At 54.4% G+C, this 14,152-nt stretch carries 11 protein-coding genes; 3 read left to right on the forward strand and 8 right to left on the reverse strand.

Annotated features, from left to right (window positions below; genetic code table 11):
- Window positions 1-81 precede the first annotated feature (81 nt).
- The 3 genes from OF385_RS16560 to trxA all read left to right on the forward strand — a co-directional run bounded on the left by OF385_RS16560 (window position 82) and on the right by trxA (window position 3,099).
- Window positions 82-1,680 carry a hypothetical protein gene (locus OF385_RS16560; protein ID WP_264276394.1) on the forward strand — a complete coding sequence of 533 codons (1,599 nt, stop codon included), beginning with the start codon at window positions 82-84 and terminating at the stop codon, window positions 1,678-1,680.
- A gap of 100 nt (window positions 1,681-1,780) precedes the next feature.
- Complete coding sequence (gene trxB / locus OF385_RS16565) at window positions 1,781-2,746, forward strand: thioredoxin-disulfide reductase (RefSeq protein ID WP_264276395.1); 966 nt, start codon at window positions 1,781-1,783, stop codon at window positions 2,744-2,746.
- A gap of 29 nt (window positions 2,747-2,775) precedes the next feature.
- Window positions 2,776-3,099, forward strand: coding sequence for a thioredoxin (trxA, locus tag OF385_RS16570; RefSeq protein WP_061955595.1), 324 nt, complete (start codon window positions 2,776-2,778; stop codon window positions 3,097-3,099).
- Between the two features lie 4,902 nt (window positions 3,100-8,001).
- Here the strand turns inward: trxA and OF385_RS16575 are convergent.
- The 8 genes from OF385_RS16575 to rpmH form a co-directional block, all read right to left on the reverse strand.
- A complete protein-coding gene (locus OF385_RS16575; RefSeq protein WP_264276396.1) occupies window positions 8,002-9,216 on the reverse strand; it encodes a ParB/RepB/Spo0J family partition protein in 1,215 nt (404 codons plus the stop codon).
- A 193-nt stretch (window positions 9,217-9,409) separates the two neighbouring features.
- A complete protein-coding gene (locus tag OF385_RS16580; protein ID WP_319019169.1) occupies window positions 9,410-10,333 on the reverse strand; it encodes a ParA family protein in 924 nt (307 codons plus the stop codon).
- Window positions 10,334-10,509: 176 nt separating this feature from the next.
- Window positions 10,510-11,151, reverse strand: a complete 642-nt coding sequence (gene rsmG, locus OF385_RS16585; RefSeq protein ID WP_022874500.1) for a 16S rRNA (guanine(527)-N(7))-methyltransferase RsmG — start codon at window positions 11,149-11,151, stop codon at window positions 10,510-10,512.
- Window positions 11,152-11,197: 46 nt separating this feature from the next.
- A complete protein-coding gene (locus OF385_RS16590; RefSeq protein ID WP_264276397.1) occupies window positions 11,198-11,725 on the reverse strand; it encodes a protein jag in 528 nt (175 codons plus the stop codon).
- 2 nt (window positions 11,726-11,727) lie between these two features.
- Window positions 11,728-12,702 carry a membrane protein insertase YidC gene (gene yidC, locus OF385_RS16595; protein ID WP_264276398.1) on the reverse strand — a complete coding sequence of 325 codons (975 nt, stop codon included), beginning with the start codon at window positions 12,700-12,702 and terminating at the stop codon, window positions 11,728-11,730.
- Window positions 12,702-13,079 carry a membrane protein insertion efficiency factor YidD gene (gene yidD / locus OF385_RS16600; RefSeq protein ID WP_022874497.1) on the reverse strand — a complete coding sequence of 126 codons (378 nt, stop codon included), beginning with the start codon at window positions 13,077-13,079 and terminating at the stop codon, window positions 12,702-12,704. The genes yidC and yidD overlap by 1 nt, the downstream gene beginning before the upstream one ends.
- Window positions 13,079-13,432, reverse strand: coding sequence for a ribonuclease P protein component (gene rnpA, locus OF385_RS16605; protein WP_264276399.1), 354 nt, complete (start codon window positions 13,430-13,432; stop codon window positions 13,079-13,081). Before rnpA ends, yidD begins: the two co-directional genes overlap by 1 nt.
- A 65-nt stretch (window positions 13,433-13,497) precedes the next feature.
- A complete protein-coding gene (gene rpmH, locus OF385_RS16610) occupies window positions 13,498-13,635 on the reverse strand; it encodes a 50S ribosomal protein L34 (RefSeq protein WP_081638039.1) in 138 nt (45 codons plus the stop codon).
- Window positions 13,636-14,152 lie beyond the last annotated feature (517 nt).

Below are 14,152 nucleotides of genomic sequence, written 5' to 3' on the forward strand. Positions count from 1 at the left end.
TTTAGAGTTCACTGACAGGTAACATGACAGGTGGTGGTTTGAGTACTGCTACCGAAGAACAATCAACCCTTGGAGATGCACGTGTCGCAGCCAATCGATGTCGGCTCTGTCCTCAGCGGCCGCTACCAGGTCACTGAGACTGTCCTTTCATCAGCTGAAGGTGACTTGGTGCTCGGCGGCATTGACCAGGTGCTGAACCGATCCGTGAGCATCATGGTGGCATCGAGCGAAAACTCCTCGCAGCTAGCAGCTAGCGCCCGTGAAATCGCTATGGGCGAGCGCGCCTCCAACGTCCAGGTCCTGGATCTGGGCATCACCGATTCCAACCAGACCTACCTGGTTGCCAACGTCGCCCGCTCCTCGGACCTCTTGGACCTGGTCCTTGAATCCGACGACGCACCCTACGTCGAGCCGTTCTTCACCGATACCCTTGGCACCGAGATCTTCGGCGAATCCCGCCAAGCCGTGCCGGAAACCTACGAGTACGAAGATGAAGAGCCAGAGCACCAGCACAAGCTCGGCACCGCATTCTCCAGCGGCCTGGCCGGCCTGAAGAACCGCTTCGGCAAGAAAAACCAGGAACAGGCAGAAGCGCAGCAGTTCGACCAGACTGCCCCTCATGAGCAAGTTCCTGCCACCACCGCGACCCCGGTAACTCCTGCCGAGCAGCCAGCCACTCAAGATCAGCCAGCGGTTTCCCGCCTGGATGATGAAGATGATGAGCCAAACGTCACCGCCACCGCGGCCCTGGCCGCCGCAGCCCAGTCCAAGGGCGACACCCCTGCCAAGGCCAAGCCGGAACAAGGCGCCAAGGAACAGTCCTCCAAGGCCGAGCCGGAAGAAAAGCCAGCACCAAACGAGCAGAAGCCAGCCAAGAAGAAGGGTGGCGCCGCCGCCGCCGGCGCAGCAGCTGGTGCTGCTGTAGCAGCCGGTGGTGCCAAGGCCTCGACTTTCCCTGCTGCAGCCAAGAACGTTCCTGCACAGGGCGCTGCGGCCCCTGTTGCGGACGAGGAAGTGGACGAAAACACCTCGAAGGGAACCCGCCTGCTGGTTGGCGCGGTCCTGCTGATCGTTCTGGTTCTTGCAGTGGTCTTCGCCTTCAACTTCCTCGGCGGCGACAAGGACACCACCGCGAACGATTCGGGCGAGAAGACCGAAGCTTCGCAGCCCGCCGAGTCCGAATCGCCCAAGGAATCCACCGAGCCTGCCCTGCCAAAGCCCGAAATCTCCGACGTCTCGCGTCTGGTGCCAGGCAATCAGCAGCTGAATGCCGAAACCGACGGCACCCTGTCGAACATGATCGACGGCAACGCCTCGAGCGCTTACAACACCTACACCTATACCACCAGCAACTTCGGTGGCTTCGCCTCGAACATGGTCTTCATCCTCGAGCTCGAAGACAAGTCCGCGATCTCCGAGGTCAACCTGGACGGCCTGAACGCTACCGGTGGCGACTACGAAATCCTGGTCGGTGATTCCGATGACCTGGGTGATGCCAATTCCGTGGCCAAGGGTTCCTTCTCTGGCCCGTCGGTCTCCGTGACCGTGAAAGACGGCGACAAGGATTCGATGGAAGGCTCCTATGTCTTCCTGAACGTCACCGACCTGCCACGCAAGGCTTCGGGCGGCAACGAATCTCGCCCATACGGCCTGCAAATCGGTGAGTTCTCCGCCAAGTAATAGAAGCGGAATTTTTTAGCAAAGCCATACGTTGAGGTGGATAGTGAGGTAAAGCCTCGCTATCCACCTCGCACTATTAGGACGAAAGGGTTCTACCCCCGTGACTTCAGCACAGAACGACGAAATCCGCGACGTAATCATCGTCGGCTCCGGCCCGTCGGGTTATACCGCTGCGATTTACACCGCGCGTGCGAACCTGAAACCACTGGTCATCGCCGGTTCGGTCACCGCTGGCGGCGAACTGATGAACACCACGGACGTGGAAAACTTCCCAGGGTTCCCAGAGGGAATCATGGGCCCAGACCTGATGGACAACATGCAGAAGCAGGCCGAGCGCTTTGGCGCTGAGATCCTCTTCGATGATGTCACTGCGATGGATCTCACAGGCGAAATCAAAACCCTCTCGCTGGCCGACGGCACCACCTTCCGAGCCCGCAGCGTGATCGTCTCCACCGGCTCCGCATACCGCGAACTGGGCCTGGAAGACGAGAAGCGCCTCTCCGGCCACGGCGTCTCCTGGTGCGCAACCTGCGATGGTTTCTTCTTCCGCGAGCAGAACATTGCCGTGATCGGCGGCGGCGACTCCGCCATGGAAGAAGCACTGTTCCTGACCAAGTTCGCTTCCAAGGTCACCGTGGTGCACCGCCGCAACGAGCTTCGTGCATCGAAGATCATGGCCGACCGCGCCCTGGCTCACGAGAAGATCGACTTCGTGTGGGACTCCGAGGTAGTCGGCATCAACGGCGACGACAAGGTCCAGGGCCTAGTCCTCAAGAACCGCACCAGTGGCGAAGAGAGCACCCTGGATGTCACCGGCATCTTCGTAGCCATAGGCAATGATCCACGTGTGGATCTCGTCAAGGATCAGCTTGAACTGACTTCCGAGGGCACCATTGCCGTCGAAGGACGTACTTCGAAGACTTCACTGCCTGGTGTATTCGCTGCCGGCGACGTCATCGATTCCACCTACCGTCAGGCAATCACCGCAGCCGCTTCGGGTTGCGCCGCCGCACAGGACGTGGAGCACTACTTGGCTAACGTCAACGAATCCGTAGCAACCGTCTAATTAGATTTCTCAGAAAGGGGTTGTCTCTCATGAGCAACGCAAAAGCAGTAACTGAAGCAACCTTCCAGAGCGAAGTTCTGGATGCCGAAAAGCCAGTCATCGTCGATTTCTGGGCAGAGTGGTGCGGCCCTTGCCGTCAGCTTGGTCCAGTTCTGGATCAGATCGCTGAAGAGCACGCTGCAAAGGTAGACGTCGTCAAGGTCAACGTTGACGAGAACCAGGGCATTGCCGCCAAGTACGGCATCACCAGCATCCCAGCTGTTTACGTCTTCAAGGGTGGCGAGCACGTTGCCACTTCGATCGGTGCAAAGCCAAAGGCTGTCATCGAGAAGGACTTTGCGGATTACCTGTAAGTCCTAAATCAGGTGCGAGAATGGGACCGGCCGATGGGCCGGTCCCATTTTTCATGCCCGAGCTGCGTTACCAAACCCTACCTGGAGTCAGGACTTCGTTGAGAGTGGATCCAGAACTTTTCTGACGAAGAGATTCATATTTGAAATCTTTTTAGCTTGTTTTACAGTTAAAATGTCTATCTTCCTCATTCCGATACCGCTGTTCGCCGATTTCACCTCTCTCTTCACGTGAATAACATTTCTGTTCCAGCAAACTCACATCGCTATACGGAGAGGGCTATGTCGTGACCCGCTCGTCGCATTCACGAGTTGGTGCTCGAGAGCATGTGGGGCACACAAAGCAACAGCAGCTGCTCTGCACTAGATCCTCCTTGCAGTTTCGATCATCCAACGCCAGCAGTGCAGGTTGCCCGCCGGACTGCACCCAAACTTTCTTGAAAACATCTCTGTTACACGCTGTCGCATCTTTCGGTATGCGATGCGTATCGGATAGATGAAGTCCTGAGCACTCATGAACTGGCCGTGCTAGCCATATGAGATTTCGAGAATCATCTTGAGCTCTACAGTCTTTTCCAGGATTCAGAGACACAGTTCTCGGTTCCCTACGATTGCAAGCACCGTTCATATCGCCGCTGCCCCATTGCTCCGCCAAGTACACGACATCATCAAACATGCCCTCCCAGTCCTACAACAGTGATGCAGCCAAGCAACTATTTAGGCCACCTGATTGCCAACTAAACGCCTCAGAGCCAACCAGTATCCGGCAAACAAAGATTTGCTGCAGCCTGAATTACTCAGTCAAGGAGTCAAGATTGAGATGCGCATGCTCTCAACGATAGTGACTACGACTATCAACTCTTCATACGACTGGTTGCAGGTGGCTGTTGGAATTTACTTTTCCTAGCATTGCAAATTCAGCCGGCACTCAGGGGACTCTTGATCCCTTATGTAATTTTTCCCCGTTTTGCAATACAACGGTGCGTGCGGAGTTCTCTGGATCTACATTGCGATCTACTTAGCTATATTCAGCCCTCCAATCAGTCTCGTCCCATGACTTTTAGGGACTTGCAATCACCATTCCGGGCAACATCATGCCGAATGCGGCTGCAAACTGGATCGGTTACAGCCATCGATCGGACCGGCACAGATTCCGTGCATCCCTTTCACTTCCCATCCATCTGTACATTTCGCGAGGGATATTCCGTTCGCGCCTATAGCTGTATAACACGTAGTGCCGCTGTGTTGTCTTTGAGGTATCCATTCTGCGTGCGGCCTTGTGCCAACTGTTGCACCGGTCTAGGGGGCGAACAGCAGTCCCGATGGGCACACACGTGCCTCGTAGATGCTTCATGTGCGGGAGAGGCGTTGTTGCGCCTCTGTGGTCCTCCGCAGGCCCCTTGCAGGCTCCTGATGGGCTTCCCCCTCTCCTAATAAGCTCTGGACGCTACTTCTAGGTTCAGTGGTGATTAAAAAGCTACAGAGATCCAGTTCTATCTTCACGTTTGGTACTACGGCCGGAAGCCGAAAGGTGGCCTCTCTGATCAGGCAAGCTAGCCGTAGACGTCCTCATCCACAGGACTGTAGTGTCTCCAACTGCGGCATAACCAGCGGTTCAGCTGATTCCGTTGACTGTAGCGTTATGCACTCTGTCATTATCGGCGCCCTAACTTGCTCTAGATACGACTCGTGAACATGTGTTGCCAAGCGCAGCGTATTACTGTCCTTTGGCCAACGAGAACACGGCTCTTCCCCCGCGGTATTTGTTGGGCGGCTCGGCGTCGAGCGAAATGGGACACGTCCCAAGTCTCTTGGCGCCTGTTCACATTTTTGAAAGATTGGCCATGTTAGCGATCCAGTCCTTGAGCGTCGATGTCTCACCATAACAGGACCACCATTCGTCGACAGTGAACCAACAAGACCAAATACTGCGACGCCCATACCGGTAACCATCCAGGACCGTGACGAGGGCGCATCCGACTGATCTATTGAATCTGAATTGAGTCGTGCAGGTATGCGCATGTTTCACGTGAAACGATTAGGTTTCAGTGGCACTCCTAATGGTTGCTCTCCGTCCACTCGACGAGTGTTTCACGTGAAACATGATGAGTCAGCATGCAACGGTACGATTCCTCTCAGTGGTCTCTAGCAGTCGCCTTCGTTTCATGTAGAAGCATTCATCGACGAGCAAGAATCGTTCAGGGTTTCATACTATTTTCTTTTGAGAAAACGGATGATTTGCCCACGCAGAACTCTCAGAACGTGAAGAAGCGTGCAGTGTCCTACATCCTGGATCGTTTAGACCGCTATAAGTCGTGTGTTCCCCGCATGTGAAGACCTGGCCCCGAAACTGAATGTCGGGAAAAATCCCTACGCCGATGGGTGCTGCTAGCCCAGGTCGATGCTGGGGAAAGGAACGGCCCACGCAGTGAAGAGATCGCCGAGATCAAGGCCCTGAAGGCCAAAGTCATGGATCTGGAAGACACCAATGAGATCCTTCGCCAGTCAGCGATTTACCTCGCGAGGGAGCCGGCCTTCGCCGGCACTAATTACCGAGTTCATAGATCGGCAATGCGAACGTGGATGCGCCCTCGAACAGATCTGCAAAGTCCTGTCCCAGCACGGTCTATAGATTTCTGCGCGTACGAATGGCAGCTGGATACAACGCCAACCGGCCCGCGGGCTCTCATGGCTGCAGTTACCATGAACAGACTGCATGGCCTGCAACGCCTGATACTAAGATCGGTCGTCCTCGGGCGGAAGTGCTCCACGGTCGGCGGAAGATGACGGCTTGGCTGCAACGCCATGGGGTCACAGACATTTTCACACACACCGTGGATCGGCTCATGTGCTTGGCCAGGATGACTGGCCAGGTGTGCGACAGGAAAACTTCCACGATCATTCGCTATGGACGGGCACCGGGCTAAGGATCAGTTGAACCGGAACTTCCCCACCGCTGCGCCGGACAAGGCATGGATCAAGGACGTCACGTAGGTCCCGACGCGGCGGGTTCATTTACGTTTCGATCGTCATTGGCTTGTTCTCCCCCAGGGAACATATTCTGGGCATCGTCCACCACTCATGACACGGTATTTGTAGAAGTAGCTCTCCACATGGCGTTATGCCAACGCCGGAACGAGCAGGACTCCCCTGTGGGGCCTGGAGTCCTGATTGTGCATCACAGCGACGCGGGCAGCCAATATCCCTGGTAGTTCTGCACCACGACCCTGGTGATGGAAGGGCTGGTTACCTCGATTGGCACCATCAGTGACGCTTTCGCTAATGCCGCTACCGAACACGTACTGGGTGTTTTCAAGGACGAAGCTGTGGTCAAGGATTCCCCGTTCCCTGGTGCAGAGTTGAGGTCCGAAGCGGGCGTCGCAGACTTCGCGATGGAGTGGGTGCAGTGTACATCTCGCAGTGGTTGCACTGGACGCTGGGGTGCCAGACACCAGTGGAGTTTGAGGTACTCCACTAGGATGAAATCAACGGCTCGTTGCCCGATGTGTCCGCCCATAGAATGGCGGCATGATTTCCGGGATGGTTCAGTGCGTCTTTCGCTGAGGCGAACGCCATGATTCACAGCCCCACTGCATTACCTCCACAGTTGGGCTCGTTTAGCGATGCCAGGCTTTCCTTGACCACGACTGATTGGCCTCTGAAGATACGCGCAGCGTCTCAGCACCAAGGCTTGTGCAGCAGCCACTATCCTGCGACGACGGCGTCAGTGCCATCACCGACACCTCTGGGCAGTGATTACCGATTGGTTCCTCCTCAAGGTAAGCAGTATCAACGACGTCGCACTCAACTCTCTCGATCTACGGGCAAGCTCTAGAGACCTCTGCAAAGAGTCCACTGACGTGGACTTTCCTTCGGCACAAGAAGTTTGGAAAGTAGAACTAAGGGATGAGCGCTCTCAGCGTTACTAGCCACTCACACATCCTTCGAGTGCTGCGCCAACTTCCCAAAGATGTGCATGCTATGGCTGGAGAAGTCGCTAGTTGGGGAATGCATCTCCAATGAGTCCACGAATGTAGACCAAGATTGAGAATCAACCTTGGTCGTCTCACGTAAGCATGGTCATTTTCAACGACCTTCTCGGGCTCCCCTCCTGCGGCACCGACACCTCTAACAATGGGCCTCCTACTACCATTCTGTCTCGCCCGGTAGATTCATCTTTGATGTAGATGCAGCCATCAATTGCAGATTCCATACCACCATCGGCAACAGCTGGCAGAGCAAAGGATATGAAACTTTCTGACCAGGTCGGTGCCTGTTTCTTGTTCTACTCCCCTATGCTCTTAGCTAACCGGCCGATCTAGGGAGAATTCCCGAACTTCATTTCATGAACAAGGAGTGATTCCAGGCCCATTCCCTTCTACTGTCTACGGTTCATCTTGTGAGCCGATGATCAAATAGGCTGATCCGGCAGCGGAAATCAGCTGTCGGTTATCCTACTTGAATCTTTCATCTCCGCCCTCATCACGCTTGCGATTCAAGGTTTCACGTGAAACATGCATTGGGCAGGCCTTTGGATCAGGTGTTCCATGCGGAATGACGGCAAACAGGTGAACTCAATCGAACTCCTCGTATCTCCATCGATCCCAGCTACCGTTTAACCTTTGCCATCCACGCGATAACAGATAATTATCGAGACCGTAAGCCATTCTACTGAACTGAAGGTTTTGGGATACTCCCCCGCATTTCGGCGATGCCCCATCAAACGGGGTACCCATGCTCGGACCAACTACCCCGCATCCAGAATGTCATCTGTTCGATGCAGAGCTTGATGGCCGACGTGCCGTCATTTCAACGAGTTAGCCGTTGTGGTTTCACGTGAAACATTTCTGGAATGCGTAAATGGCGCATGTTTCACGTGAAACATGCGCCATTCTGAAAAATCTCTTACTGCTTCATATTGGGATCGATGACCTGCATGATCCTGTTGAGGTCCTCCACGGAAGCGAACTCGATGCTCACTTTACCCTTTCGTGAACCAAGCTGAATCTTTACATTCGTATCCAGGCGATCTGACAAAGATGTCGCCAAGAAGTCGAGCCGCTCATTTCGTTGAGTCTCTCTGGCCATCTTTGCGGGCTTCTTCGGCTTATCATCGCTGAGCGCCACAGCCTCTTCGGTAGCACGTACTGAAAGACCCTCATTGATGATTCGCTGAGCCAACTGCTCGATAGCTTCATTATTAGACAGTCCCAACAAAGCTCGGGCATGTCCTGCCGATAGAACTCCGGCCGCCACACGACGCTGCACGAGAGGCGGAAGCTTCATGAGGCGAATCGTATTCGAGATTTGAGACCTTGAACGACCAATTCGATCAGAAAGTACCTCTTGAGTACAGTTGAATTCCTCTAGAAGTTGCTGATAAGCAGCTGCCTCTTCGAGTGGGTTCAGCTGAGAGCGGTGCAGGTTCTCGAGGAGAGCATCACGCAGGAGGTCGGTATCCTGCGTATCTCGAATGATCGCAGGGATCGTTTCGAGGCCAGCAGCCTGGGTCGCGCGCCAACGACGTTCACCCATGACAAGTTCATATGGCGCGTCATCAGCCTCGCGTGATGGCCGAACAACAATTGGCTGCAGCAATCCAATTTCTCGAATGGAGTGGATGAGTTCATCCATATGCTCCTGGTCGAAATTGGTACGAGGCTGCTTACGGTTCGGGTGAATCAGCTTGACGTCAAGTTCAGCGAACTGTGCACCGGGTACTTCTACCAAACCCGTTGCGTTTTCAGTCTCTGAGGTAGCTTTGCGGTCCTGAAGCGTTGAACTTTTAGCAGGTTTTACTCGATCTGCAGGTTTGGATTCTGACTTAACCTCTGTTGCAGGCTTCGAGCCAAGCGTCGTATTGAGGCCAGGCATGGTTGCTCGAGGACGCTTCGTTGACTTGCTCGTGGACGCAGCTGGCTTCACTGCTGTGGACTTACGTCCTGGTTCGAAGAACATGTCCACGGGCCGGGCAGCTTTAGGCTTTGAGGTACTTTGCTTAACTTCTGGCGTGGTTGTTTCACGTGAAACATCCGCAGTAACTTCTGCCGTCTCGGTAACCGGTGAACTCGAGATCAAAGCACCCAGCCCCCGGCCTAGCCCACGCTTCTTCTCTGCCATGTTAATTGCACGCCCTTTCTTCCGAACATTCAGCCCGAGACTAGTCTACTGTTTTAAGACATCGAACCGGGGATGCGTAGTGAAAGATGGCATCGGCGTTGCCCACCCTTGGCAAAATTCGAATTCTCGCCAATAAAACAAAGATTTTAACATGCAAAACATCTTTGTTTCTCTGGGATTCAGCAAACTGGATCTATGCCCCGCGTTCGGCCATTTCATAGGCTGCTTCAGTGTACGAAAGAGCTCCGGTCGAGTTCGGATCATAGGTAATCACGGTCTGCTGGTAACTTGGAGCTTCGGAGATGCGTACCGATCGAGGAATGACAGCGTCGAGCACCTGCTCAGGGAAATGCTCACGTACCTCATTGGCAACCTGAGCTGCCAGCTTGGTACGTCCGTCGTACATCGTCAGCAGGATTGTGGAAACCTTGAGTTTTGAGTTCAGGTGCTTCTGAATCATCTCGATATTCTTCAGGAGCTGGCTCAAGCCCTCGAGAGCGTAGTACTCACACTGAATGGGGATCAGGACCTCACGGGCTGCGACAAAAGCATTGACGGTGAGAAGCCCAAGGCTTGGTGGGCAGTCGATGAAAACGTAGTCCAGGCGTGGCAGGCCTTCGCGTTGGCGTGTACGCGCATAATCATCAAGTGCTCGCTGCAGTCGCTGCTCACGAGCCACCAGGGAGACAAGTTCGATCTCGGCGCCAGCCAGATGGATGGTAGCCGGCGCAACCTGGAGCGTTGGCAGATCTGGGCATGTTGCAACAACATCAGACAACGGAAGGTCGTTGATAAGCACGTCATAGATGCTATCGACTTCGGAATGATGCTCAATGCCCAAGGCGGTAGATGCATTTCCCTGCGGATCAATATCAATAACCAAGACATTCAAGCCGCCCTTGGCCAGCGCAGCTGCCAAGTTGACTGTGGTGGTCGTCTTGCCGACGCCACCCTTTTGGTTTGAAATTGTGAAATAGCGGGTCTTCTCGGGAGCTGGCACCGTTCGGGCCTCCAAAGCTTCGCGACGACGATGCTCGCTAGCTATCTGCGTAGCCAGTGGCGAGGACGAGTCACTGAAGTCAAAAGCACTATCCGACGAGCTCTTAGTCTTGGACACAGGTAAAACTCCTCCTCGTGAATTAGCGAAATCCATATTGATGGCTTCACCGACAATGTTTCACGTGAAACATTCAAAACAAGTCATTTAGTTTGCCAATCGCTTTCAATCGGCAGATCTCCGCAAAATGAAGCCACCGGCAAGCCTAGAACTATTTAACAGACTATCGCGTTGGGCTAGCCAACCTTAATGCGAACCACCGTAGTAGGCTCCGCGAGGAAATCTTCACCGACAGTCAAGACTTCAGTTTCCTTGCCCCCGAGCTTGCGAATGGCCTTCGAGGCCTTATCGATCTCTTCAGCGGCCGAACGACCCTTGATGGCGATAAGCTCGCCCTGGCCATGCAGCAGTGGGATTGTAAGTCCAGCCAAGTTGGTCAACGCCGATACAGCCCGTGCGGTGACGTAGCGAGCATTTACGGCATCGACCATCTGCTCGGCGCGTCCGCGCATGACGGTCACGTTATCCAAGCCAAGGTCATCGATGACCTCGGAGAGCCAGATGCAGCGGCGTTCCAGGGGCTCGATAAGAGTGAGCTTCAGATCCGGACGTGCGATGGCCAAGCAGAGGCCTGGCAGGCCCGCTCCCGAGCCTACGTCGGCAACCTCGACATCGCGCTCCATGACAGACTCGATGACCGCGCAGTTGAGCACGTGGCGCGACCACAAGCGTGGAACTTCACGAGGACCGAGCAGCCCGCGTTCGATACCTGAGGTAGCCAGATGCTGGACGTAGCGCTTGGCTAGATCCAGGCGGTCACCGAAGATCTTCTCGGCGGCCAGGGTCTCTTCTGCAGTAAGGCTGAGATCCTCAGTCATGGTCTTGGTCCTTTAGGTCGATCAGCACGCGGCTGCGTATTGTTGCTTAGCTGTCCACTACCGAGATAACGATATGGCGTCGAGTTGATTCGCCTTCGGATTCCGAATGCAGTCCTGCCTCGGCGATCACGTCGTGCACGAGCTTGCGCTCGTAGGCGCTCATTGGTTCCAAATGGACTTTTTCACCGGTCTCGCGGGCACTGGCAATGGCGTCCTCGGCCAGCTTCTTGAGCTGCTCAGCACGATCTGCGCGGTAGCCTGCTATGTCCAAGATCAATCGTGAACGCTCACCGGTGGCTGTAAGGACTGCCAATCGGGTCAGCTCCTGAAGGGCGTCCAGGATCTCCCCGTTCTTGCCCACCAGGCTGCCCAAGGAGGTGTTTTCGTCCTCAGTCACGATGGAGATGTAGGTGCGTCCACCGCGGATTTCGATGTCGATGTCGCCGTCGAGATCAGCGATATCAAGAAGCTCTTCGAGGTAGTCTGCAGCGACTTCGCCCTCGTCCAATACCTCTTGCTCATCATCAATCTGAGCTTCAAGCTCGCGTGCGTCGATATTCTCGGTTGCAGTCATCGCTACTTCTTCTTCCGGCGGTTATTACGCTTTGGTTGTTCACGCTGGCCCTTGGCAGCCTGCTTTGCGGCTTCTTCTGCAGCGGCAGCTGCATCTTCCTTCTTAACGCCTACAGGTGGCAGGCCCCTGGCTGCACGGCGAGCATTCAGCTCACGCTCTGCTTCCGAACCTGGGGTTGGGTTGTTACGGATAACCCAGAACTGCTGGCCCAAAGTCCACAGGTTGGTTGCGGTCCAGTAAATCAGAACACCAACTGGGAAGTTGATGCCACCGATACCGAAGACCAAAGGCAGGATGTACAGCATCATCTTCTGCTGCTGCATGAACGGGCCCTCGAGGGCTTCCTTGCTCATGTTCTTGGTCATCAGCTGGCGCTGGGTGAAGAACTGTGATGCAGTCATCGCTAGGATCATGACCACGGCAACGATGATCACAGCCCAATTCATAGAGCCAGAGTTAATGGTTCCAAGGAAGGTCTCGGACAGCGGAGCACCGAAGATCTGCGCGCTATCGAAGCTACGAATGTTCTCAACGGACAATGCACCAACGGACTGGCCGTTCTCGCTGGCGTGGGATGCGTTGTTCAGTACGCGGAACAGCGCAAAGAAGAAGGGCATCTGGATCAGCAGCGGAAGGCATGAAGACAGAGGGTTGGTCTTATGCTTCTTGAACAGCTCTTGCTGCTCTTGAACCATGGCCTGACGCGACATCTGGTCGGTCTTGCCCTTGTACTTAGCCTGCAGCTTGCGAAGGTCAGGCTGCAGTGCTTGCATGGCGCGCTGCGACTTGATCTGCTTGACGAAGACCGGAATCAGCAGGGTACGGATCAACAGCACAAGGAAGATGATCGACAGGGTCCAGGTAACGCCTGACCCTTCATCCATCCCAATCCGGGTGAACAGTTCGTGGAAAGCCCACAAAACCCACGACACCGCATATGTAAACGGAGTCAATATCGTGTCTAGGAAGTTGTTCATCAGTGGTCGAGCTCCTTGCGGCCGCTATCCGCGGCGTCTTCATCGTCGGGAATCACAGGATGATTCAGAACTATGATCCTCGGCAGTTTGCCTTCTGGCCAAATCCTTGGTCCCTCGGGAACATGATCGACGCCTCCGTGAGACCACGGATTGCACCGAAGGATACGCCAAGTGGTCAGTCCGGCACCTTTAATAACGCCGTGCTGAGTCACTGCTTCGAGCCCATAGGCAGAACAGCTAGGAAAGTATCGGCATACATCGCCATAAAGCGGCGAGATGATTTTTCGGTAGATCTTGAGCAACCCGATAACTATGTTGCGTGGAATATCGATGATGAACCACAAAACACCGGTCCGGGGAGCAGAATCCTTACGCATCAGCGATCCTCGAGCTTCCGTAACGCAGCTGAAAATGATGCGTTTATCTGGGAACGAAGTTCTTCCCACGAAAGTTCCGCGGCACCTGGAAGCGCACGCACGACAATATCGATATCGCCATCCACGCGCCGAAGCTCGTGGGCGATTTCCCGCATTCGTCGTTTAGCGAGGTTCCTTTTAACGGCGATACCTACAGCCTTGGAAACTATGAATCCAAACCGGTCCCCGGCAAACTCATCGGTCTGACGACGGCGTGCATATAGCACGACGTTCCGGCGTCCGCTTCGGACGCCGGAACGTACTGTGGCTGTAAGATCCTGCGCTAGGCGCAGTCGCTGATTCTTTGGCAACATGTTTTTTGGACCAACTCTTTAGTTGAGCTCGTTGAAATCATGAAGCCAACAGCTGATTAGCAAATTTATGCTGAGAGTTCGGAACGGCCCTTGCCGCGACGTGCCGAAAGGATGGCACGACCTGCACGGGTACGCATACGAAGACGGAAACCGTGCTTCTTCGAACGACGACGGTTGTTAGGCTGAAAAGTCCGCTTGCTCACGGTGACACTCCAAGACGATCTAGATGATGCGTTCTTCCCGTTGACTAGCTAGCTCGATAACAACAGGTTGACGCTCGTACTTTTTATAATATGTGCGTTATTTGCGGGCTCTTCGAAAATGAGCAAGTCGCAAATTGAAGCACACAGGACTGAATAACAATAGAAAAATGCGCGCCATAGGTCAAATTGGCGCTGAAGTACTGCCAACGACTCGGAACAGAAGAGTTGACCTGTGAATAATCTACCTCAAACTTGTGGATTACTCACTTCCAGAAGGAAAGAAAGTTCACATGTTTACGAGAAACCGCTAGTCATCTCCCAGCGTAAAACGCACATCTTCAAGGGAAAACCCGTTTTCCACACCTTTGGGGCCAAGTTTTTCCACCGAGCTGTGCATAACTGTGTGGATGGTGGATAGAATCAATGGAGGCGTCGCCCAAAAAGCGGCGTTTTCGAGCCTTGAAAACAGGTTTCGTGTGACCAACATTGCATTTTTGACGAGAGTGGGGCGCCCTTA

Origin of the sequence: Glutamicibacter sp. JL.03c, from assembly GCF_025854375.1 — a bacterium.
Lineage (GTDB): Bacteria > Actinomycetota > Actinomycetes > Actinomycetales > Micrococcaceae > Glutamicibacter.

Excerpts from the sequence above, each read along its gene's own strand:
- trxA (WP_061955595.1), top strand. The coding sequence starts at position 2,776 with ATGAGCAACGCAAAAGCAGTAACTGAAGCAACCTTCCAGAGCGAAGTT.
- rnpA (WP_264276399.1), bottom strand. The coding sequence starts at position 13,432 with ATGTTGCCAAAGAATCAGCGACTGCGCCTAGCGCAGGATCTTACAGCC.
- OF385_RS16590 (WP_264276397.1), bottom strand. The coding sequence starts at position 11,725 with ATGACTGCAACCGAGAATATCGACGCACGCGAGCTTGAAGCTCAGATT.
- rsmG (WP_022874500.1), bottom strand. The coding sequence starts at position 11,151 with ATGACTGAGGATCTCAGCCTTACTGCAGAAGAGACCCTGGCCGCCGAG.
- yidC (WP_264276398.1), bottom strand. The coding sequence starts at position 12,702 with ATGAACAACTTCCTAGACACGATATTGACTCCGTTTACATATGCGGTG.
- OF385_RS16575 (WP_264276396.1), bottom strand. The coding sequence starts at position 9,216 with ATGGCAGAGAAGAAGCGTGGGCTAGGCCGGGGGCTGGGTGCTTTGATC.
- yidD (WP_022874497.1), bottom strand. The coding sequence starts at position 13,079 with ATGCGTAAGGATTCTGCTCCCCGGACCGGTGTTTTGTGGTTCATCATC.